The following is a 21,846-nucleotide window of genomic DNA, read 5'->3' on the forward strand; positions in this document are numbered from 1 at the left end:
CCTTGGCTTTCAAGCAATAATAAACTCTTTCATTCATCTGAATGTTGCAAATCCTTGCGATAAAACATTATCGCCGCATTTATTTCTCCTCCCAAAATAAAAATTGCACTCAATATGTAGAGAAAAATAATAGCAACCATAATAGATGCCAACCCTGCATAGGTAGAAATATAATCAAACATCGTTAAATATTGCGCAAAAGCGATAGAAGCCATAAACCATATAAACATTGTCACCACTATTCCTGGTAAAATATCTATAATTTTCCGCCGCCCTGCTGGAAGCCATTTATGAACAATCAAAAGACTGATAAACAAAATAACGATTGCAACTGTATAACGCCATACACGAATAACAGCAATATATTCAGTCATAAAAAAAGAATGATTTTGCATAATTTTGATCAACAAAGGCGCCAGAATCAATAAAAAACTAATCACAACAAGACCAACAGCTCCAAGGATTACAAAAAACAGACTTTGAAAACGACAAAATAACAAACTCCGTCGATCAGTAACACGGTAAGCTTTATTTAAAGCCGTACGCAAAGCCTCTATCCCATTAGAAGCAAAATAAGCCGTTCCAATGACAGAAAGCGTCAACACACCTCCTCGATGAATGGTTAAAACATTGACAATTTCCTGAGATAACGGCTCTGCAATAACATCAGGCAATAACTGCACCAGTGCTTTAATTTTCTGCGGTGTATAGGTAAAAGCACCTAGAAAACGAGCAAACGATGTTCCAAAAATAAAAAAAGGGAAAAATGCTAAAAGCCCCGATAGCGCAACATGGCTTGCAAAAGCACTCCCACTATCACGCCAATAATGACTTACTGCGTCACACAAAATACGATAGCTATACCAAAAGATATTTTTTAACAAAACTCAATACTTTCTGGTAAAACTCTTCCTCAGTCTATTTCAAGTTTTATAAAAATCATCAAAACTCTGCAAATAAACATTTTGCAATGTTGCAATATAACGGTCAATAATCAATACGGTCAAGCCCGACTTTATACCAAAACAAAAACAATAACCCACTCTATGAAGTTCTACAACGACTTCATTTTTTTGTTACTTCTACAGATCAGTAACCTCTTCTGTACATCATATGCCCTATAGAGAACTAAGCAAGATGATCGTGCACACATAAAACCTTTTGAAGTCATGGTTATCTATATCGGAGCAATCGCCACTCTTTTTTATTGCAATCTATGACTGAGTAGAGAAAAAACTTCTTATCGGTTTTTAGAAAAAACCAACGAAATTCAACAACCCCCCTTGCTTTTATTCACCCTTTTTTAGAAACACTCTGACGTCCAAAATCAGGAGCATCAATTTCCTGTCCAGCATCAATAATATTGCGACGTACAGCACGCGTACGTGTAAAAAAGTTAAACAGTGTCTCACCATCTCCTAAATGAATTGCCCGTTCTAAAAAAGCAAGCCCTTCACTAAAACGACCCAACATTTCTAAAATAGCATCTTTATTATGCAAACAAATATCCCGCCACATAACGGGATCAGAAGAGGCCAAACGCGTAAAATCACGAAAACCAGAAGCGGAATAAGCAATCACTTCTGAATTTGTTACTTTTTCTAAATCACTCGCTGTCCCAACAGTATTATACGCAATCAAATGGGGTAAATGTGAAACAATAGCCAAAACAAGATCATGATGCTTAGGTTCCATCTTTTCGACACGCGCACCACAAGCTTCCCAAAACGCTGTTAATTGTGCGACAGCAGCAGCATCGCTATCCGCAAAAGGCGTTAAAATACACCAACGATTCATAAATAAATCAGCAAAACCAGCATCCGGTCCTGAATATTCCGTTCCAGCAATTGGATGCCCTGGAATAAAATGAACCGTTTTTGGCAATAAAGGTGCCATTTCCGCAATAACCAACGCTTTCGTAGAACCAACATCACTCACAATCGCTCCAAGTTTTAAATGATCACGAATGGTTTTTGCCACTTCTGCACTAGCCCCAACAGGAACAGAAAGAATAACCAAATCTGCTCCTTCAACAGCTTTTGCATTATCTGTCGTATAAAAGTCCCCAAGCTCCAATTCACGCGCTCTTTTCAGGGTTTCTGGACGACGTGTTGCAATAGAAATCTGAGCCGTAAGATTTTTCTTTTTAATCACTCTTGCTAAAGAAGACCCAATCAGACCGATCCCAATGAGTGCTATTTTTTCAAACTGGATATGGAGCATCTTTCACCTTCAAAGATTCTTTGCAAATGGCAATAAAGACAATTGTAAAATCACAATTTTCTTGTTTGTTTGTTCAAGAGTTATGCGTAAAACATTAAAAAATGACAACTAGGGAATAAAGAATAACGCAGTTTACCAATTATCACCTGCGCAAGCTGACAACAGATCACTTTACCTAGAAAACACATAAAAAATAAATGACGAGAAATCTAAAATCACGCTCTAAAACTCCCTCTTAATTACTGATCAAAGCGCATCACCGAAACAAAATAAAATGCACTCTCAATTAGGATAACAACGACTCTACATAAAATCCCATCAGTTTACTTTATCTTACTAATTTACTCACAAAAAAACACATCAAAAGCGTAAGCAGACACTAACTCTTCTCCAATTATCCCGATACGTTCATTAATTTGTATATTAGACCTATATAAAACGTATTGCGCCTCCACCTACAACATCAACATAAGTTTCGCGAATATTGAAAACACCGTAAAACAACGCATACCAAAAGATACCATTAAAAACATTTTCCTCTCCCGATTCCGGATACCGTAAATCAAATAAATATGAGAAAAACACGCCCTCTCAATAAAGAAAAAGTTTGATAACAAAAACACCGAATATCCCTTTAATGGAATCACATCCCTCACGTAAAACAGAACGCCCTCAACAGAATAAATTTGGATTACAAATTCATGGGTTTGTTTTAAAAGACATCTCGCTCCCTAGCCTATCTCACAACAGTGTTCGTAAATGTTATAACTATAAATCTATTAAGCACGACCCTCTTCACACTTAAATAAAACACTATCATTATATTTTCCTACCCCCAATGTTACAAAAAACCTTGGAATTTGAGAGCATTCATAAGAGGCATTTTTAGTGCTTTCTTGTACAGTTTTTATCCACACGCCCCCCACTTATGACGTGCAAAAGACATTGTTCTGATTGATTTAATATGAAAAATAATAAATTATTAATAATAAACAATGACTAGCTCTGTTTATGAGACACATTCATTGCTAAGATAATCATCTCTGTATCAAACATAAAAGTTTCCCCATAGGTGCTGTGGTTTTCATCATAATCTATTTTGACTTTCTTCTCATCCCATGAAGATTCTTAATTCATACCGATCTGCAAACAATTCATTTTCTTGTCTAAAAGATTCCTCTGGCTCACTATTTTAAGTGATTCAATTAATCTATAATACATTGATTTATAAAAATAATACTTTTTTTCAATTTGAATCATAACTTCGAATACTGTAAAATTCTTCCATCACAAACCCTCTTATCAATTAAAATCTCTTGGCTACACGTCACAAGAAGACATGTGAGAAAAAATGATGAAAAACGCTCTCTAATGCTAAAAACTGTAGTAACATTAGAGGCTAGCAAAGTATATAATGAGTGTCGACTTGCGCTTTTATTAAGCATAAAGATAGAGTTGCTCTATGGGTTTTATATTCTTCACAAGGAACTTTACTTCTACACCATTCATAAACACCGCCGCGAAATAGATATGACGCGCATTGAAAAATATTTCTAAGAAAGCGTATGAATCTACCATACAAGTGTCTTCTGTTGTTTGAGATACTCTGTTTTACATGGGGGTGTTACTCCATTAAGACTCTATGAACCAACCTAATATTCACCAAATACCCACACAAAAAAACATCGAACACATAAAATTTGATATGGGCCTCGTATCACTACCCTAAAAACAGTATTTTACGACACAACAAAATAATAAAACTGTTTCAAAATGGCCTTTTGAAAATAAACTATTTCTTTTGAAGAAAAATTTCTATCAAGCTTTCAAGCTCCTAAAATGCATCCTCAAAAATACAAGTTCCATCAACCTCTACTTGATAGCATAACAGTTTTAATTACTGAAAATACCTCTGTGGTATACCAAAAATAAAAAATCATTATATTTCTAGGCTGTTAAGCTGCCATCTGGCGTCGTGCAATAATTGTAAGCCCTAACAAAACTTGACGAATGATAGCTTCGCCCAAAAGTGGATTTTTACGACTGTCTAAAACAGCACTCTGAATTCTTTCCATTGCATAAGAAATTTGTTCTAACTTCCAATATTTTAAAGCTTGTTCAACGATCTTTTTCCGTTGAAAAAAAATGGGAGGGCGTGCCTGAGAAACCACCGTAAAAGGTGAATTTCCTTCAACCTCTACCTGATAACGCAATAGCTGTAATTGCTGAAAATGCCTTTGAGCTGTACTCAAAATTAAAAAAAGTGCCCCCTGCACTGCTGCATGTCGGTTAAAATGCGCTTCAAAGCCTGATATATCGCCCAATAAAAGAGCATCAACGACTTCATCTTGAGAAAGAGCACTGACATCGCTTACAACAGCTTTCACATCTTCAAGAGTAATATGAACATTTGCAGCGTAAAGACAAAGCTTTTCTAATTCACCGCGTGATACAAGACGATCCGCCCCTAAATTTTCATGCAACCATCTACGTGCATCCAAAGAAAGAGTCTTCTTAAACTGCCCTAAAACCTCATCAATCAAACCGTCAAGAGAACGCATATCATCGGCAAAACAAGGTAAAGCCATTGCTTTTGATGCCGTTTCAACAGCATTGCGCAACCCTGTTCCTTTTTTTAAATCCCCTGCTTCAATGAGAATAAAACAAGCTTCTGGCGGCTTTTCAATTAAAAGCTTTAAGGCAGCAAGAAAACCTTTTTGGTTAGCAGCATTAGAGATCCATATCAAACGATCTCCCCCAAAAAGCGATAACGTACGCGCTTCATTTTCTAAACGTGCAGGATCTTTATCAATTTCAGCAGCATCCAAACGAATTGTCGAAAATGGATCTTCTATTGCTACCCGTGTAAGTTTTGCAAAACATTGTGCACGCTCACAAATAAGACCACGATCTGGCCCATAAATGAGAACAATAGGAAAAGCACGTGAAAAACGCATTAGAAACTGATCAACTTCATGTGCTTTTTTCTGAGCCACACTATTAATCCATTAATAGTTCATCATCATCAAGAACTTCCCCGCGAACTTTCTGAAACATGCCAATTAAATCATTGACATCCAAGCCCTTCCGCTCTTCATGACAGACATCCAAAATCACTTTTCCACCATGCAACATCAAGGTACGATCGCCATAATCAAGAGCCTGACGCATAGAATGAGTCACCATAATAGTTGTTAATTTTTTCTCTTCAACGATTTTTTCAGTCAACCGCATCACAAAATCAGCCATTCCAGGATCAAGCGCTGAGGTATGTTCATCAAGCAATAAAACATCCGCATGTGCTAATGTTGCCATCACAAGACAAACTGCTTGGCGTTGCCCACCTGATAAACTATCCATAGGATTATGAATATATGTTTCAAGACCAATGCCTAATTGAGCAATTTTCTCTCGAAAAAATTGCCGTTTCTCATGATTTAAAGCCGCATGCAAACCACGACGACTTCCTCGAAGAGCAGCAAGAGCCAAATTTTCTTCAATTGTTAAAGAACCACAACTTCCCTCTAACGAATCTTGAAAAACACAAGCAATCTTTCCAGCGCGTTCACTGACTGATTGCCTAGAAACATTTTGTCCATTGATAACCACTTTCCCTGTTGAGGGAAGCGTTGCACCCGCTAAAACACTAAGCAACGTTGATTTACCAGCACCATTTGAACCAATAACCGTAACAAAACTACCCTGATCAATTTTCAGGTTAATATCAATTAAAGCCTGTTTTTCCAGAGGTGTTTGCGGTTTAAATGTGACCCCAACATGAAAAAACTCAATCACGTTTATGCCTCCTCCAATAGCGTGGCACAATAAGGGTTAAAACAACCAACAGCGAAGTAATCAACTGAAGATCTGTCGACGTATCAATGCCAATGCCATTTGCTTCAAATGCAAATTGCACCGCCACACGATAAAGCACAGACCCTACAATACAGCTGATTATAATCCAAAAAATATTGCGCGTACGAAAGAGAGTTTCACCGATAATCACGGCTGCCAACCCAAAAACAATTGTTCCAATTCCACCGGTAATATCTGTTGCAATCGCAGTTTGAATATAAAGAGAACCACCAAGTGCCACACACGCATTGGAAAGCCCCATTCCAAAATATATCAATGCTGATGTATGGACACCTTGCGCCGTCGCCATGCGTGGATTAGCGCCCATTGCACGCATAGCAAGACCAATTTCACTTTCCAAAAAGCGCCAAATCAAAAACGCCATAACGAGCAACACAATACCAACGAAAAGAGGACGCACAAAAATATCAGACAAACCAAACAGATTATAAAAGGGCGTTAACGCCGTATCAGCAAGAGCTAAATTAACATTAGACCCTCCCATAATTCCCATAATACGAAGATTAACCGTATAGAGTGCTGACATTGTTAAAATAGAAGCTAAAAGATTCAAAATGCCAAAACGCAAATTCAATAGAGCTGTTAATAAACCAGCCACCATACCTGCACAAAAAGCGCATGCCATAGCTGTCCATGCATTGAAACCCAAGAGAATCAAAACACCACAGACACAGGAACCAAGAAGAAACGATCCATCAACTGTTAAATCAGGAAAATCTAAAACCCGAAATGAAAGATAAACCCCTATAGCAACAAACGCATAAATAAGGCCTAATTCCACAGCACCAGAAAACGCAAATATATTCATGTAAAGACAATCCCCATGAAAACTTAACGTATTTTTATTGTATCAACACTCTATCAATAAAAGTTATTGAATCACTTTTGTTGCACGGTCAATAACTGCCTGCGGAATAATAATCCCTGCTTTTTGGGCTGCTTTCAAATCAATTCGAATGTCATTATTAGCCGCCTGCACAACATCAATATCACCAGGCTTTTCACCCTTTAGAATACGCACAACCAATTTCCCAGCATCAACCCCTACATCATAGAAATTCACACCTTGCGTCATAAAAGGCCCGCGCCCGATAGTATTAGCATCAACAGTAAATACAGGCATATTGGCTTCCTCTGAGACCTTTATTGCACCTTCTAAAACAGATAAAATCGTATTATCAGCAGGAACAAAAATAATATCGACCTTACCGATTAAAGCGCGTGTTGCTGCCTGAACATCTGAAGGCTTTGGTGCCGATGAGGGAATAATTTCAATTCCAGCTTTTTTTGCTACATCCTTTAACGTTTTAAGTGTCGAAACAGAATTTGCCTCAGAAGCATTATAAAGATAACCAATTTTTTTCAAATCTGGTTTTACTTCTTGTAAAAGTCTAACACTTTCTGCAACATCTATACGATCAGAACTCCCCGTCATATTACCGCCAGGTTTGGTAAGCGAAGAAACTATTTTAGCTCCGATAGGATCAGAAATTGCTGCAAAGACGATAGGAATTGTTTTTGTTGCCGCAAGCATCGTTTGTGCTGAAGGCGTGGTAATTGCTACAATAACATCGGGTTTATCACCAACAAATTTACGCGCAATTTGCGTTGCTGTTGAAATATTACCCTGCGCTGATAAAAAGGTAAGTTGAAAATTTTCACCTTGCTTATAACCATTTGCTGCAAGCACATCTTCCACACCTTTACGAACAGCATCCGCAGCAGGATGGACCATAATTTGCGTTATTGCAACTTTAACGTGTTTAACTTGGTCATCGGCCTTTGCAACACTGTTCATCATAAAAACAGTTGCAATGATAATCCCTAATATATTTATTCTCTTCAACATTATATTCCACCCCTCTCCATGCAAAAATTAAAAAAGGAATAATTTATGACTGAAGAATTTTCTAAAATCAATCTTTATTTCATTTTATCGAAACATGGACAAAATAAATCAAACTAAAATGATATTTTTTTGTTGCAATTCATAGAAGCCTACGCCATACAGACAAGACATATATCGAATCGGTAAGCGGGTGTAGCTCAGGGGTAGAGCACAACCTTGCCAAGGTTGGGGTCGTGGGTTCGAATCCCATCGCCCGCTCCATTGAATTTTGTATTTATTCGTTCTTGTGTGGAGTTATAGCTTGTCATCGGTTGTTGTAGCTGTATGTATGTAGCTTGCCAGCAGGTTTTATATATATATTTCCACTGTAGCTTGCCAGCAGGTTTTGTATGTTTTGCCACTAGGTTTTGTACCAATTTATTTTTTTCAAAGAGTTTTTAAGGGGTTCTCAAAGGGTCTTCAAAGACCTTTCAAAGATCATTTAAAGGTCTTTTATGTGTATTGTTACTTTTTCTATATCGCAGTCGATGATGAAAAATCTCTCACGCTAATTGTAATTATTTTCAAACGAAATAAACTGTTTTCACCTATTATTTAGAGTAAATTAAGTTTTTGGGATTTCTGGCACATCATTTGATAATCCTCTTTCTTGAACAAATTCTTATCCAGAATAATCTTCAATACAAAAATAAATTAATAACTTGGTTTATAAAGATAATTTATAATTATTCATATTGAGCAAGCGTCTAAAATATCATAGGATTATCTCATTTCAAATCTCTATACATTAAAATCACTCACAATCATCTGCTCACGCATAACAGAAAAAATTGAGGCATCAATAAAATTCACTTGAAGAAAGGAATAAAAACTCTTCTTCTGAAAACTCTGAAATACCAAAGATTATCGCAAAATTGGGAGCTAAAATAGTATAGAGGAGTACCCCTTTCACCTTGAAAACGTAAAAATGGGGAGCATAATAGCTTTATACACTTCATAGAGGCTTTAGACCATTCACGAACGTTATTATAAAATGGATATGACACACTTTGAGAGAAATCTCTTTAAAATAGACATGTGAATTAACAATATAAATGCATTCTATTTTACATGAGGAGCATAACTTCAAATCAAAATAAGGTAACATAAAGTATTGAAACCATCATAGCGCACAATAAAATCAGACCATTTTAAATGTTTAATGGTAACCTCTGCTAAACAACAGAATGAAAATTCAATTTTGAAAAGATTAAACCATATGCTACAGGTCTATTGAAAATCCGATTGTGCAATCGACTACCTTCTCGCTAAAGCTTAATCACTATAAATATAAAAACCTTAAAGTCCGCTCTAAATTCGTAAAAGTTTCTAGATCTTGCTGTATTAAATGTTGAAACTCCTCATGGCTACTCATCTGAAACGCCAATAATTTCATAAAGCAGTTCCATAAAAAAGGATAATGACGTTGTAATATCCGAAAAAAATTTACCACATCACCTGAAAGATCATTGATAATTCCATCAGGAAGTATCAATTTCTATTTAGAAAACCCTATCCATGCCGACAAAAACTATGTAAATGTTAGATATATAATAATTTTGATGACGATTTTGGCTCATCCTGTTTTACCACCAATATAAGAAACAGCGAATATAGTGGATCCGCCAGCTTTAATATCGCCTTGTAAAAGGTCTTTCCCTCTACTCTTTTTGCTATCAAATCCTGATTTTACAATTCCTTGCTCTCTTTTTTATACTCAAAATTGCCTCTAAAACAGGATAGATTAATCGTAAAAAATATATAAAAGAAGCAAATTATAACATTTTTTCTTATCCTTCTTAATACAAAATAACTGTTAAGCTACAATACGCTAACATTTATCAGTCATAAGTCCAAAACATCATATAATGACGAAACAAATTCATAGAGTGAAGATTTTTCACTATCAACCGTTGTATTAATCTTTCCATAATGCATAAAAATGATGAAGCGGCCCTCGCCCTTTCCCTACTTTTAAAGCATCTGAGGCAGTTAAAGCGCCATGCAAATAATCTTTTGCTTGTTTAACAGCGCAATCCAAAGGTTGGGTAGGTAACAGAGCTGCAATGGCAGCAGAAATGGTACACCCTGTCCCATGATCATGAGTAGTTGAAAGACGAGAGGCTTCAAGTATAACAAGGTTTTCACAATCACAATAAAGATCTGGACTAGAACAATCGTAATTTTCTGTACTATTTTTGGTCAGCGTATTCAAATGTCCCCCTTTTAACAAAACTGCATGACACCCTAGCGCCAAGAGTCGTGGAGCATATTGATACATAGTCTCTAAAGACCATTGCACTTCACGCCCCAATAACAGTGCAGCTTCAGGCAAATTTGGCGTGATCAAAGTTGACATCGGCACAAGAACATCACGCATAATTTCAATTGCATCAGACTTTAAAAGAACATCACCACTTTTTGCAACCATAACCGGATCAAAAACAATGAAACGCGCTTTATGATAAGCAAGACGTTCTGCAATAACCTGTGCAATCTGAGCATTTGCAACCATACCAATTTTAACGGCATCAACATGGATATCCTCAAAAACAGAATCAATTTGATCTGCAACAAAAGAAGCATCTAATGCCTGAAAAGAACGCACACCCTGAGTATTTTGTGCAACAACAGCTGTAACCACACTCATACCATAAGTTTTCATAGCTGAAAAAACCTTCAAATCCGCCTGCATTCCAGCGCCACCAGAAGGATCTGTTCCCGCAATAGATAAAATCCGTGGAATAAAAAGTTTATCTTTTTGTAATTCCATTAACCTCTTTCCTTCTGTTTTTAAATATCGGAAAATGAGTTACCGAAAAAATAGATGCTTGAAAAAACATAAAGAAGATGTTTTCTCATGTGAATTATATTATATATGAAGTCTTCTTATAGATATAAAATGGAAAATGTAGTGCTTATCCTTCGTTCTATTCTTTTTACGTTCGCTTTTTATACAACAACTTTCATACAAATGATTCTTTACGCTCCCGTTTATTTTTTAATGCCCCGCAAAAAGGCATGGATTGTCCCTAAAACATGGGCGCGCGTTACACTCTTTTTGCAAAAATACATCGCAGGCACAAGTTATGAGATTGAAGGTTTAGAAAATCTTCCCAAAGGACCCTATATCATTGCTCCAAAGCATCAATCGGCTTGGGAAACTTTCAGTCTTGTTCCTTATTTTGATGATCCCACTCTCATTTTAAAACGTGAATTGATGTGGATTCCATTGTTTGGCTGGTATATGGCAAAAACGCAAATTATCCCCATTAACCGCACAACACCCATCAAAGCCTTAAAAATGATTATACAAAAAGCAAAAGAGAAAGTAAAACAAGGGCGCCAAATCTTGATTTTTCCCGAAGGAACACGCCGACAACCCGGTCAAGAACCAGATTATAAGTCGGGAATTGTCGCGCTCTATAATGAATTAGGACTTCAAGTTGTTCCTATTGCACATAATGCGGGTTTATATTGGCCACGCAATAATTTTCGCCGCTATCCCGGAACAATTCGTGTCCGTATTCTTCCCCCGATAGAGGCTGGTTTAAGCAAACGTGATTTTCTAGATCAACTTGTCCAAAAAACTGAAAAAGCGTGTGATGAACTGCTTCTCTTAGCAGCTCAAGACCCTACCCCTCCTCCTATGCCACCATACGCTGTTCAGAAACTTCAAAAACTAAATCAACATGAAACAATGCACTGATTGATAAGAATAATGCATAACTTTGTATATTGAGCGGAGTATAGGGAACAAAAATATAAGAAAGATACTTCAAACTTTCTAATTTAAAATTGTAAAACACTTGTACATGATAAGAAATGATCAATGTGTAAATTTTTTTGAAAAAGAATTCTTCCTCTCTTTAAAATCATTTAAATAACATACATCTCATTGATTTATAAGGATGTTTTAGCGTTATTCAACTTGAATGAGAACCCTGAATACCGTAAGATTTTCTCATTTCAAATCTATTCTAGGTTGAATCAATTAGAATCATTTTCTTACACATTACAAGCGGGATATCTGTGTGAATAAAACGATACAAGAAAAGATTAAAATGCTTTTTACGAACCGTCTCAAGTGCCAAGGGCTATCCTAACAGGAGAGCAAGAAAAATGCATGATTATGCAGATTCATTCCTTTCTGAGAAATTCAATCCCTCCAAGAGCCTGAAATCTTGTACAATCTTCATTATTTAAAAAGTATTTCTTGAGATACTTAAGTCATCAAACCAAATTCAAGGGGAAAATAAAAATGAGAATTGGTTTTTATCCCACAGACACAACGGATACAGCAATTAACCATCTTTCCTTCCTATCCTAGACTTAAATGCTTTGTGTGCTACATTAAAACAATTCTAAATAACGAATAAGAGGGAACTAGATTTAAATTAATGCGACGTCTCTTCTATAATTTATTTTTTTCTGTGATTTTGAGTTTATCCAGCGCTGTTGCTCTAGCGCAGCCTTTTATTTCTGTTGATGTTACAACGAGGCGTATCTTAAAACATAATCAAGCTTTTGAGCGTTGGTATCCTGCTTCCTTGACAAAATTAATGACCGCTTATGTTATTTTTCGTGCCATGAGCCGAGGGGAAGTTTCACCAAACAAACATATCACCATCAGCGAATACGCCGCAAAAGCTCCCTCATATCGTTCAGGCTATAAAGCTGGTTCTGTACTCACACTTGATACAGCCTTAAGTATCACCATGGTTAAATCTACCAATGATTTAGCCATTGCCATGAGTGAAGCTGTTGCGGGTTCACAGAAAGATTTTGTACGTAAAATGAATAGCGAAGCTAAACGTTTAGGCATGTTTGGCACCCATTTTGCGAACGCAAGTGGTTTACCAGATCCTCAAAACTACTCCACGGCACGCGATATTGCTCTTTTAGCCGTTCAAATACGTCGAGAATTTCCACAATATGCTCATTATTTTTCTATTCCAGCCATTGATTTTGGTAATAATCGAAAAATCCAACATAACTCAAACAACCTCATTGGCCGTTTTTATGGGATAGACGGTATGAAAACAGGATTTATTTGTGCCTCTGGTTTTAATCTTGTTGCCTCAGCCACCCGCAATAAACGTACAATTATTGCTGTCATTCTAGGTGCTAACAACATAAGTGAAAGAGAAGAAAAAGCTGCACAACTTCTTGAAATAGGATTTTTGCACCAAGGAAGCCCCCAATTAACACTAGCAACATTAAAACCTTATGGGAGCAACATAACACAAGCCAACAATATGAGACAACAAACATGCACACCTGAAGCCATAAAAATGCATGCAAATTCATATGATGATCAAGGAAATATTATTCTCACCTCACCTTTTATCACTGCTCCACCTTCTTTTTCTCATCCTTTATCAGTACACCTCATTCGTACGCCACAAACACCTAAAATGACAGTAAAACCACTAAGAAAACCCTATATTCCGTATAAAAGGCACGCAAACCATTCTATAAAAAGCCATAAATCATAATCTACAATTAATTATAATACTTTGATTTATAATGATAATTAATTATTTTGTACCTTATGTCAAAACCACAAGTATTGTAAGATTCTCTCATTTCAAATCTGTATTTATTGAATCAATAAAACCAGTCTCTTGCGCGCCACAAGGTGGATGAACATGTAGATAAAATAATTAAAACAAGGAATAAAAATCCTTCCTATAAGTCCTTTCAAGAACCAAAAATTATCATAACATTGACGCTAAAAGTGTATAATATACCCACGTGCACCTACCTTTATAAGCGTAAAGATAGTGGTACAATGGATCTCATGAGGGATTAGCCATTACATCCCTCACGGACATCATTATAAATTGGTTAGACATACTGAGATATATTTTTTAAAAACAAAACTATGATTGATGATTAACATGAAAATAAAGCGCATCCCTCTCACGCTTATTACGGGTTTTTTAGGCTCTGGCAAAACAACTTTGCTCAACCGTATGCTACAAGACCCTCTTCTAACAGAATGTGCTGTTATCATCAATGAATTCGGCGAAATCAGTATTGACCACCTTCTGGTTGAAAAAACGACAGAAGGAATTATTGAGCTTGCCAATGGTTGCTTATGCTGTAATTTACGCAGTGATCTCATCGACACATTAATTGATTTAATAAATCGCGTTCAGGCAGGACAGATCAAACAACTCCATCATATTATCATTGAAACCACAGGGATGGCTGATCCCGCCCCTATTTTACAAATACTTTTAAGCCACCCATTGTTTATTCAAACATTGTCCATAAATGCTGTTCTTGCAACATTTGATACATTAAGTCCACTTTCCATATGTAAGCGCTATCCTGAAATATATAAACAATTAATATTTGCTGATAAAATCATTCTCACCAAAACAGATCTTAGAGACCCACAAACGCTTTCAGATGCACTCCTTAGCACACTTAAAACAATGAATCCTACAGCACAAATCATTGACGCCCATTCTAAAGATTTCTGTTCAAATCTATTAATAAATAACACATTATGGGATGAAAAAGTAGAAAATACAAAACTTAAACAAAATCTTACGACTACCCCACATGATCATACCCCCCATAAAACCATTCGTACCTTTTCACTAAACTGTGAGGGTCCTGTTGATTACGCCACAATTGAAGCTTTTTTAGATCTCCTACAAGAGCGTTATGGTACAAAATTATTACGTATTAAAGCAATTATCGCATTGCGTGATGACCCTTATCGCCCACTTGTATTACATGGCGTACAAACATTTTTTCATCCTCCCATAAGATTACCAGCATGGCCAAAAGGAATAAAACAAACACGTTTCGTCATCATTGCCGATGGTGTTGAAAAAGACGCAATACAAAAGCTTCTCAATGCTTTTTTTAATAAACCAGCAATAGATACTGCAGACAAAACAGCTCTCTTAGAAAATCCTCTAGTCATTCCAGGAATAAAATTTTAATTTTTTCTCCCCTTCAATGATATAACATTAAATTCATTAGCACCACCATCTTTATGCTTTTAAAGGAGCAAACCGGCACCATTACACACTTTGCTAATTCCCAATGTTGAAACAAGCCCTTGGTATTTTAGACGGTTTGTAAAAAGCATTTTAGTCTTTCTTGCACAGTTTCACCCACGCGGTTATCCCCGCTTGTAACGTGCAAGCAAATGGTTTTTATTTATTCAACATGGAACAGCTTTGAAATGAGAGAATCTTACGGTATTCAGGGTTCTAATTTAACTTGAATAACACTAAATTATCATTATAAATAAAATTGTTATGATAAAAAATTTAATATCCATCAATCTGCAAACGGATTGTTTTCTCTCTAAATGCGCTTCATCTGCAAACCACTTCATGTGATTCATTTCACAGACAGATTGACCAAATTCTTGGTTCTAAAATATTCTGCTCAACTCTATATTTATTCAAGCTAATTGAAATCAAAATCCCTGTTAAGAAAAAAACCAAAATCAGACAGAGGCAATATCGCATTTTAAAATATGTGAATGTATCTTATATAACAGCACGACAAGACAATATTTTACAGCATAAAAGAATAAAACTCTTTGAAAGAAATAAAAAGAGAGGTGCATTTTATGTTAACTTACTCTTCACTAAAAATGAAGATTGACACCAGTGCCGATGTGCAAACAATCCAACTTCTTTGAGAAAATTCCTCTTGGCTTCCCACTTCATATGATTTACTTACATTAAGGCTCTATGAAAAAACTCTGCACTTTAAGACTATTGACCACTCACTTAAACACCTTGTGTGCAAAGTTTTTGCATATCCTGTATCGCCATTATTAAGTGATAGTGTTTACGGTGCTGTAAGATACAATAACACTTACTGCATTAGAGAAACTGAATTTTTATCAATATCGCGATTAAAAACGTAACGTTTTTCATAAACCTCAACAGTTGGAGGTTGACGATTTTTTTCAAAAAAATCATAACCTTTCTTAAGCATAACCCAGAATTGATAATGAGGATTCTTGCTATGACGTGACATATTATCCTCGGTCATGCGGAAAGGAAAAGCCTGCAACTGAAACTCTCTTTGTCCTCCTTTAAAAGCATCCCGTGCAAACGCATAAATCTGAGCCATGTTCTTATCACTCATAGAATAACAACCTGCGGAAAAGCAAGAACCATGCACCATAAGATTGCTTCCTGTGCGACCATTTTCCTGATCATAAAGGTTAGGAAATCCTATATTAAAAGAGAGATAATATTTTGAATAAGGATTCATTTGGTTTGCGCTAATAGTATAAAAACCCTCTGGTGTCTGAAGATCCCCTTCTTTATATTTAGGTCCAAGCTTACCAGACCATTTGCAAATGCCATAGCGAGCAACCAAGATAAAAGGTCCTGAACGAGATTGCTTCCAAACTTCAGCAAGATTTTCTTCCTTAAAAAACCGCATCATAATCGGTGCATAGGGATCTATATCATACAGAACCATTCTATTTTTGATTTCTTGCGGCAACGGCTGTTCAACTTTAGCGCGAATAGAGGCTGGTAATCTTCCTTCACATGCTGCCAATAGTCCCATTACAAACAACACACACACAGCGAGGAATCTGCTAAATGTCATCGAATAAAACTCCAATCCAACACCCCTCACAAAAAATAACCTATGTTAGAGACCGACCAATTTGAAGGTATTTTTCCCTTCGCTCTTGTTTAAGCACTTGACCATCTTTTCCAGCCATAGCTTTTAAAGCCTCTGAAATAACATCACCCGTTGCATCAATGACAATCTCTTTGCCACGATGCGCTCCCCCTAAAGGTTCCGAAATAATGCCATCAATAATCTTTAAGCGATACAAATCTTGAGCGGTAATACGCATATTCATTGCAGCATCTTTTGCACGAGCTGGATCACGCCATAAGATAGAAGCTGCTCCTTCTGGTGAAATAACAGAGTAAATTGCGTGCTCCAACATATAAACTTTGTTGGCAGCCGCGATTGCTATCGCCCCTCCAGAACCGCCTTCTCCAATAACAACGGAAACCACAGGAACTTTCAAACGCAAAGTTGTAGCTGTTGATTGAGCAATTGCTTCCGCTTGCCCACGTTCTTCAGCGCTTACCCCAGGATAAGCACCTGCTGTATCAATAAAAGTAAGGAGGGGCAAACCAAAGCGGTCAGCCATTTCCATAATACGTACAGCTTTACGATAGCCTTCTGGACGTGCAGAACCAAAATTATAGCGCAAACGTGTTTGCGTATCGTGACCTTTCTCTTGACCAATATAAGCAACGGCCTCACCTTTAAAGCGTGCAAACCCCGCTTGAATAGCCTCATCTTCAGCAAACTTGCGATCTCCGGCCAAAGGCGTAACATCACTCAATAGGCGTTTAGAATAGTCCATAAAATGGGGACGATCCGGATGACGAGCGACTTGTGTTTTTTGCCACGGCGATAATTTTTTATAAATATCGCGCAACGCTGTTTGGGAACGCGTTTCAAGACGAGCAATCTCGTCACTCATATCAAGACTGCCTTTTTCCTGAGAAATTTTTTTTAATTCAAGAATTTTCCCATCAAGATCAGCAACTGGTTTTTCAAAATCAAGATAATTATACATTTGTGTCAACTCATTCAGTGTCACTTATACACTTATAATTTGCTTTATAAAGTCTTTTTCAAAAACATCACCTTTTCTTTAACGAGCCTTTTGCTCATCGGCAAGTGGATGATGCTCATTGACTAAACGATAAAGTCCCTCTTCCAACACATGGGTATAAATCTGAGTGGTAGCAATATCAGAATGACCTAACAAATGTTGAACGGCACGCAAATCAGCACCATTTTGCAAAAGATGACTAGCAAAAGCATGACGCAACACATGGGGAGAAAAGCTATCACTTCCTATCCCTGCTCTTCTAGCGAGATTTTTCAACTCTCGTGCAACGACTTGACGAGCAATATATCCTGTCTCGGAATGCGCAGGAAAAAGATAAGAACTCGTAGCGTCCTTTCCCTGATCACGCAAATTTAACCACTGTGAAAGAACTTGGCATGCTTTTTTTGATAACAGCACCATTCGTTCTTTTTTGCCCTTACCACGAACCAAAACGCTGTATTCATTCCTTCGAACAGACTGAACCGGCAGACTCACCAACTCACTAATACGTAACCCTGTTGCATAAAGCATTTCAATCAATAGCTGAAGACGCAGTGCACGGAAATAACCTTTGGACCCATAGTCTGCTTGATTGACTTCTAACTCCGCAAAATCAAGCAATTTTATCACTGTATCTTCACTCATGATTTTGGGCAAAGGACGCCTCTGACGAGGTGCATCAATATCATGAGAGGGATCATCTGCTCTCAACCCTTCAGCATAAAGGAATTGATAAAACTGACGCAAAGTTGATAAACGGCGCGCTTGCGACGATGCCGCAAAACCAAAAGTATGCATAAGTGACAAAAGAGTAATTAAATCTTCTTTTTGTGCTGAAAAAAGCGAAACAGAGTGTGAAGACAATTCGTCTTGTGCCCACTGCAAATCATGCTGATAAGCCGCAAGCGTATGAGACGAAGCCCCTCTCTCCGCACTCATCATCTCAAGAAAATGATCTATCACAGCACCACTTTTCATTTCATTGATTCGCTTCCGTAGAAAGATTCCATGAATCCAAGGGAACATCAATGTACATATCCACAGTTACTGGTTCAACCCAAACCACAAGAGCACCCATTATAATGAAAAGAACAGAAAGCAAAATGAAAAGAATCATCAAAAATCTAGTCAATGTTGGCATAAGACAATAACCTACCCAAAAATATTCTATCTCGTATTATGCCTCACAAAGATTAACAGGAATTGACTTTAAGATGGATAAATGCCGAAATAAAGTTATGAAAAGCAATCGACAAAAACGCGTCCCCATAACACAAATAAAGAATCAGCTCTTATCGTCCCTTGATAAAAGAGCACTTGTCCTTGTTGGTCTTATGGGGGCAGGCAAATCAGTGATCGGAAAACGCGTCGCCACCATGCTTCGTTTACCTTTTTATGATTCTGACCAAGAAATTGAAAAAGCTGCACAAATGACAATCACGGAACTCTTTGAAATTTATGGTGAATCCGAATTTCGTGCTCTTGAACAGCGTGTTATTCTAAACCTCATGAAAAAAAGTCCCCTTGTTTTAGCAACAGGTGGTGGTGCCTACATAAATGAAAATATCCGAAAAGCCATTCACCAAAATGGTATATCCATATGGCTAAAAGTCGATCTTGATATCCTCATGCAACGTGTCTCAAAGCACCCAACACGTCCCCTGCTTCAAACAGCCAATCCTAAAGAAACCATGCAAAAACTCATGGAACAGCGTTATCCTATCTATGCAAAGGCAAACTTAACAATTAACAGTCATAAAGAAAGCCGTCATACCGTAGCACAAAATGTTATACGATCCGTACAGCACTACCTATACACAGAAATTAACAATAGGGATAACCAGCATGCAAACCAAAACCGTCACTGTTAAACTGGACAAACACTGTTACGATATCATCATTGGTCCGGGTCTGATTACACAAGCTGCTTCACAAATTAAACATGCTCTTAATAAAAAAGATCCTCATCAAACGCGCTTGGCACTTGTTACAGATACAAATGTTGCTTCCCTTCATTTGGAGATATTGCAAGCAGAATTAACAAAAAATAAAATTCATACTGTCCCTATTATTGTAGAAGCAGGAGAACAATCAAAATCATTTTCAACCCTGCAAGTTGTCATCGATCAAATTCTTGCTGCGCGTTTAGAAAGAGGCGACTGTGTTATTGCTTTTGGCGGTGGTGTCATTGGTGATCTAGCAGGATTTGCGGCAAGTATAATCCGCCGTGGCATGAACTTCATTCAAATGCCCACAACGCTTCTTGCACAAATTGATTCTTCTGTTGGTGGAAAAACGGGAATCAATAGCCAATATGGCAAAAATCTTATTGGTGCCTTTTATCAACCACAATGCGTTATTGCTGACACGTGTCTTCTTGATACCCTGCCACCGCGCGAATTTCGCGCTGGCTACGCAGAAATAGTAAAATACGGTCTCATTAACCAACCTGACTTTTTTGAGTGGCTTGAAAAAAATGGGCAGAAAATTTTCTCTAATGGCCCTATGCGAACAGAGGCCATTGTTCGCTCATGCCAATTTAAAGCTGCCATTGTAGCACGTGACGAACATGAGAAAGGAGAGCGCGCACTCTTAAATCTCGGCCATACATTTGGACACATGCTTGAAACAGCAACCGCTTATGACTCCAACCGTTTAATCCATGGCGAAAGTGTAGCAATTGGGATGATTCTAGCTCATCAATTCTCTGCTCAATTAAATTTAATAAGCCCCACGCTTACACAACGCATTGAAGCGCACTTCAAATCTATAGGATTGCCTACACAATTAAAGGATATCCCAGGATGTCTACCAGATGCTGAAACTTTAATGACTCTCATTGCCCAAGATAAAAAAGTTTCGCAAAACAATTTGACTTTCATCTTAACACGCGGACTTGGCCAATCATTTATTGCAAAAAATGTTTCACCAGATGCCGTTTTATCCTTTTTGGAACAAAAATTAACAGAAATTCGTTAATTCATATTGAATATAATTGATTCGTTTTTATACTTCTATTAAAGATTAACATGATGATGTCTGCGTAGCTCAGTAGGATAGAGCACAGGATTCCTAAAGAAATTGGGCACTTTGAGAAGAAATCCTCAAAGTGAATCTGCTCAAATTCGGGGAAAGCTTCATGGGCGACTATATGCCAATCCCGAGCCAAGTCTCTTTTCAAATGAGAGAAAGGTGTAGAGACTGAACGGGCAGCACCTAAAGAGCAAAAGCTTCAAGGTGAAGAGACAGTCCAGACCACAAACAGCCGATAAGGCTGGCGGTGAAAATCGAAGTGGTATGAATCCTGGGGTCGCAGGTTCGAATCCTGCCGTAGACACCATCGTATCAGTCAAATTATTCTTTGTGCACAATATTAGGAATATAGGGAAGCATCATGAAAAAAACTTTACACATTTTAGGATTTTTCACCGCTTTAAGTTTATCACTCTTCAGCTCAAACAATAGCTTAGCTGGTTCTTTAATCATTGAAGTACCAGACAATCCAGAGCCCAAAACAGAGACCATTACCTATCAGTGTGAAACTGGAGCAGGTAAAGAGCGCATTGAGGCAGTCTATCTTAATGCTGATAATATTTCGTTGGTTGATTTCAAATGGAATGGTGACCGTGTCATTGCTGCTAATGTCATCGCGGCAACAGGAGCAAAATTTGCAGGAGCTCAGTATATCTGGTGGGAGAAGAACAAAGAAGTCACGCTTTATGACCTTGCTCAGGATCCAGAAGAAAAAAAACCTATCCTCTGTAAAGATGAGTCAACATTATTATTTTAAATAACACGGGAAATATTATGAAAAAAATTTCTTTTACTAAACAATTTTTCATTACTTTAAGTGTGCTCCTCCTCGGTTCAATTAATGCATTAGCAAGTTCTTTAGTCATTGAAGTACCAGATGATCCAGAACCAACAACAGAGACCGTCTCCTATCAATGCGATATGGGAACAAGCAAAGAGTATGTTGAAGCAACTTATTATAATGCTGGCAATATTGCGCTTGTTGATTTAAAATGGAACGGTAAGCGCATCGTTGGTTCTAATGTAATTGCCGCTTCTGGAGGAAAATATGTGGGTGGACAATACATTTGGTGGATAACTAAAAATGAAGCCATATTTTACGATCTTATTAATGATCCAAAAGAAGAAAAGCCCATCCACTGTGTAGAAGAAAAAAGCACAGAATAAGGAAGATTCTTACATT

Annotated in this window: 17 protein-coding genes and 1 tRNA gene; 8 read left to right on the forward strand and 10 right to left on the reverse strand. The window is 37.3% G+C overall.

Annotated elements, in window-relative coordinates:
* Positions 1 to 29: 29 nt before the first annotated feature.
* The 6 genes from ACFINW_RS00855 to ACFINW_RS00880 form a co-directional block, all read right to left on the reverse strand.
* Positions 30 to 884, reverse strand: a complete 855-nt coding sequence (locus ACFINW_RS00855; protein ID WP_375620928.1) for a YihY/virulence factor BrkB family protein — start codon at positions 882 to 884, stop codon at positions 30 to 32.
* Between the two features lie 409 nt (positions 885 to 1,293).
* On the reverse strand, positions 1,294 to 2,223 hold the full coding sequence (locus ACFINW_RS00860) for a prephenate/arogenate dehydrogenase family protein (RefSeq protein WP_375620927.1): 930 nt from the start codon (positions 2,221 to 2,223) through the stop codon (positions 1,294 to 1,296).
* Positions 2,224 to 4,178: 1,955 nt separating this feature from the next.
* Positions 4,179 to 5,219, reverse strand: coding sequence for a DNA polymerase III subunit delta (holA, locus tag ACFINW_RS00865; RefSeq protein ID WP_375673659.1), 1,041 nt, complete (start codon positions 5,217 to 5,219; stop codon positions 4,179 to 4,181).
* A 4-nt stretch (positions 5,220 to 5,223) separates the two neighbouring features.
* Complete coding sequence (locus ACFINW_RS00870; protein ID WP_375612739.1) at positions 5,224 to 6,018, reverse strand: ABC transporter ATP-binding protein; 795 nt, start codon at positions 6,016 to 6,018, stop codon at positions 5,224 to 5,226.
* Positions 6,011 to 6,907 carry an ABC transporter permease gene (locus ACFINW_RS00875; protein ID WP_375639923.1) on the reverse strand — a complete coding sequence of 299 codons (897 nt, stop codon included), beginning with the start codon at positions 6,905 to 6,907 and terminating at the stop codon, positions 6,011 to 6,013. Before ACFINW_RS00875 ends, ACFINW_RS00870 begins: the two co-directional genes overlap by 8 nt.
* Before the next feature lie 63 nt (positions 6,908 to 6,970).
* Positions 6,971 to 7,948, reverse strand: a complete 978-nt coding sequence (locus ACFINW_RS00880; RefSeq protein ID WP_375620923.1) for an ABC transporter substrate-binding protein — start codon at positions 7,946 to 7,948, stop codon at positions 6,971 to 6,973.
* Positions 7,949 to 8,134: 186 nt separating this feature from the next.
* Here ACFINW_RS00880 and ACFINW_RS00885 point away from each other — a divergent pair.
* Positions 8,135 to 8,209, forward strand: a tRNA-Gly gene (locus ACFINW_RS00885).
* A 1,696-nt stretch (positions 8,210 to 9,905) separates the two neighbouring features.
* Here ACFINW_RS00885 and thiD read toward each other — a convergent pair.
* Positions 9,906 to 10,760, reverse strand: coding sequence for a bifunctional hydroxymethylpyrimidine kinase/phosphomethylpyrimidine kinase (thiD, locus tag ACFINW_RS00890; protein WP_375612742.1), 855 nt, complete (start codon positions 10,758 to 10,760; stop codon positions 9,906 to 9,908).
* Positions 10,761 to 10,889: 129 nt separating this feature from the next.
* On the opposite strand from thiD, the gene ACFINW_RS00895 reads away from it, so the two are divergent.
* The 3 genes from ACFINW_RS00895 (at position 10,890) to ACFINW_RS00905 (ending at position 14,952) form a co-directional block, all read left to right on the forward strand.
* A complete protein-coding gene (locus tag ACFINW_RS00895; RefSeq protein ID WP_375628565.1) occupies positions 10,890 to 11,696 on the forward strand; it encodes a lysophospholipid acyltransferase family protein in 807 nt (268 codons plus the stop codon).
* A gap of 691 nt (positions 11,697 to 12,387) precedes the next feature.
* Positions 12,388 to 13,485, forward strand: a complete 1,098-nt coding sequence (locus ACFINW_RS00900; RefSeq protein ID WP_375611309.1) for a D-alanyl-D-alanine carboxypeptidase family protein — start codon at positions 12,388 to 12,390, stop codon at positions 13,483 to 13,485.
* Between the two features lie 405 nt (positions 13,486 to 13,890).
* Entirely contained in the window at positions 13,891 to 14,952 is a 1,062-nt protein-coding gene (locus ACFINW_RS00905; protein ID WP_375639914.1) for a CobW family GTP-binding protein, read from the forward strand.
* 892 nt (positions 14,953 to 15,844) lie between these two features.
* Here ACFINW_RS00905 and ACFINW_RS00910 read toward each other — a convergent pair.
* The 3 genes from ACFINW_RS00910 to ACFINW_RS00920 form a co-directional block, all read right to left on the reverse strand.
* Entirely contained in the window at positions 15,845 to 16,594 is a 750-nt protein-coding gene (locus ACFINW_RS00910) for a L,D-transpeptidase family protein (RefSeq protein ID WP_375639912.1), read from the reverse strand.
* A 40-nt stretch (positions 16,595 to 16,634) separates the two neighbouring features.
* Positions 16,635 to 17,591: an acetyl-CoA carboxylase carboxyltransferase subunit alpha gene (locus ACFINW_RS00915; protein ID WP_375611312.1), complete on the reverse strand. Its 957-nt coding sequence runs from the start codon at positions 17,589 to 17,591 to the stop codon at positions 16,635 to 16,637.
* Between the two features lie 78 nt (positions 17,592 to 17,669).
* The gene (locus tag ACFINW_RS00920) at positions 17,670 to 18,608 is read right to left on the reverse strand and encodes a site-specific tyrosine recombinase XerD (RefSeq protein ID WP_375629075.1); all 939 of its coding nucleotides are present in this window, start codon (positions 18,606 to 18,608) and stop codon (positions 17,670 to 17,672) included.
* A 260-nt stretch (positions 18,609 to 18,868) separates the two neighbouring features.
* Here ACFINW_RS00920 and ACFINW_RS00925 point away from each other — a divergent pair, with 260 nt between their 5' ends.
* The 4 genes from ACFINW_RS00925 (at position 18,869) to ACFINW_RS00940 (ending at position 21,830) form a co-directional block, all read left to right on the forward strand.
* Positions 18,869 to 19,501: a shikimate kinase gene (locus ACFINW_RS00925; protein ID WP_375606223.1), complete on the forward strand. Its 633-nt coding sequence runs from the start codon at positions 18,869 to 18,871 to the stop codon at positions 19,499 to 19,501.
* Positions 19,476 to 20,609: a 3-dehydroquinate synthase gene (gene aroB / locus ACFINW_RS00930; protein WP_375620917.1), complete on the forward strand. Its 1,134-nt coding sequence runs from the start codon at positions 19,476 to 19,478 to the stop codon at positions 20,607 to 20,609. Before ACFINW_RS00925 ends, aroB begins: the two co-directional genes overlap by 26 nt.
* Positions 20,610 to 21,024: 415 nt before the next feature.
* Complete coding sequence (locus ACFINW_RS00935; RefSeq protein WP_375611315.1) at positions 21,025 to 21,420, forward strand: MliC family protein; 396 nt, start codon at positions 21,025 to 21,027, stop codon at positions 21,418 to 21,420.
* Between the two features lie 17 nt (positions 21,421 to 21,437).
* On the forward strand, positions 21,438 to 21,830 hold the full coding sequence (locus ACFINW_RS00940) for an MliC family protein (protein WP_375611316.1): 393 nt from the start codon (positions 21,438 to 21,440) through the stop codon (positions 21,828 to 21,830).
* Positions 21,831 to 21,846 lie beyond the last annotated feature (16 nt).

This window comes from Bartonella sp. AA18HLJMS (assembly GCF_042197245.1).
Lineage (GTDB): Bacteria > Pseudomonadota > Alphaproteobacteria > Rhizobiales > Rhizobiaceae > Bartonella.

Bases quoted from the DNA above. Each gene is read 5' to 3' on its own strand.
- ACFINW_RS00860 (WP_375620927.1), bottom strand. From the start codon at position 2,223: ATGCTCCATATCCAGTTTGAAAAAATAGCACTCATTGGGATCGGTCTG.
- ACFINW_RS00875 (WP_375639923.1), bottom strand. From the start codon at position 6,907: ATGAATATATTTGCGTTTTCTGGTGCTGTGGAATTAGGCCTTATTTAT.
- ACFINW_RS00880 (WP_375620923.1), bottom strand. From the start codon at position 7,948: ATGTTGAAGAGAATAAATATATTAGGGATTATCATTGCAACTGTTTTT.
- thiD (WP_375612742.1), bottom strand. From the start codon at position 10,760: ATGGAATTACAAAAAGATAAACTTTTTATTCCACGGATTTTATCTATT.
- ACFINW_RS00895 (WP_375628565.1), top strand. From the start codon at position 10,890: ATGGAAAATGTAGTGCTTATCCTTCGTTCTATTCTTTTTACGTTCGCT.
- ACFINW_RS00900 (WP_375611309.1), top strand. From the start codon at position 12,388: ATGCGACGTCTCTTCTATAATTTATTTTTTTCTGTGATTTTGAGTTTA.
- ACFINW_RS00905 (WP_375639914.1), top strand. From the start codon at position 13,891: ATGAAAATAAAGCGCATCCCTCTCACGCTTATTACGGGTTTTTTAGGC.
- ACFINW_RS00910 (WP_375639912.1), bottom strand. From the start codon at position 16,594: ATGACATTTAGCAGATTCCTCGCTGTGTGTGTGTTGTTTGTAATGGGA.
- ACFINW_RS00915 (WP_375611312.1), bottom strand. From the start codon at position 17,591: ATGTATAATTATCTTGATTTTGAAAAACCAGTTGCTGATCTTGATGGG.
- ACFINW_RS00920 (WP_375629075.1), bottom strand. From the start codon at position 18,608: ATGAAAAGTGGTGCTGTGATAGATCATTTTCTTGAGATGATGAGTGCG.
- ACFINW_RS00925 (WP_375606223.1), top strand. From the start codon at position 18,869: ATGAAAAGCAATCGACAAAAACGCGTCCCCATAACACAAATAAAGAAT.
- aroB (WP_375620917.1), top strand. From the start codon at position 19,476: ATGCAAACCAAAACCGTCACTGTTAAACTGGACAAACACTGTTACGAT.
- ACFINW_RS00935 (WP_375611315.1), top strand. From the start codon at position 21,025: ATGAAAAAAACTTTACACATTTTAGGATTTTTCACCGCTTTAAGTTTA.
- ACFINW_RS00940 (WP_375611316.1), top strand. From the start codon at position 21,438: ATGAAAAAAATTTCTTTTACTAAACAATTTTTCATTACTTTAAGTGTG.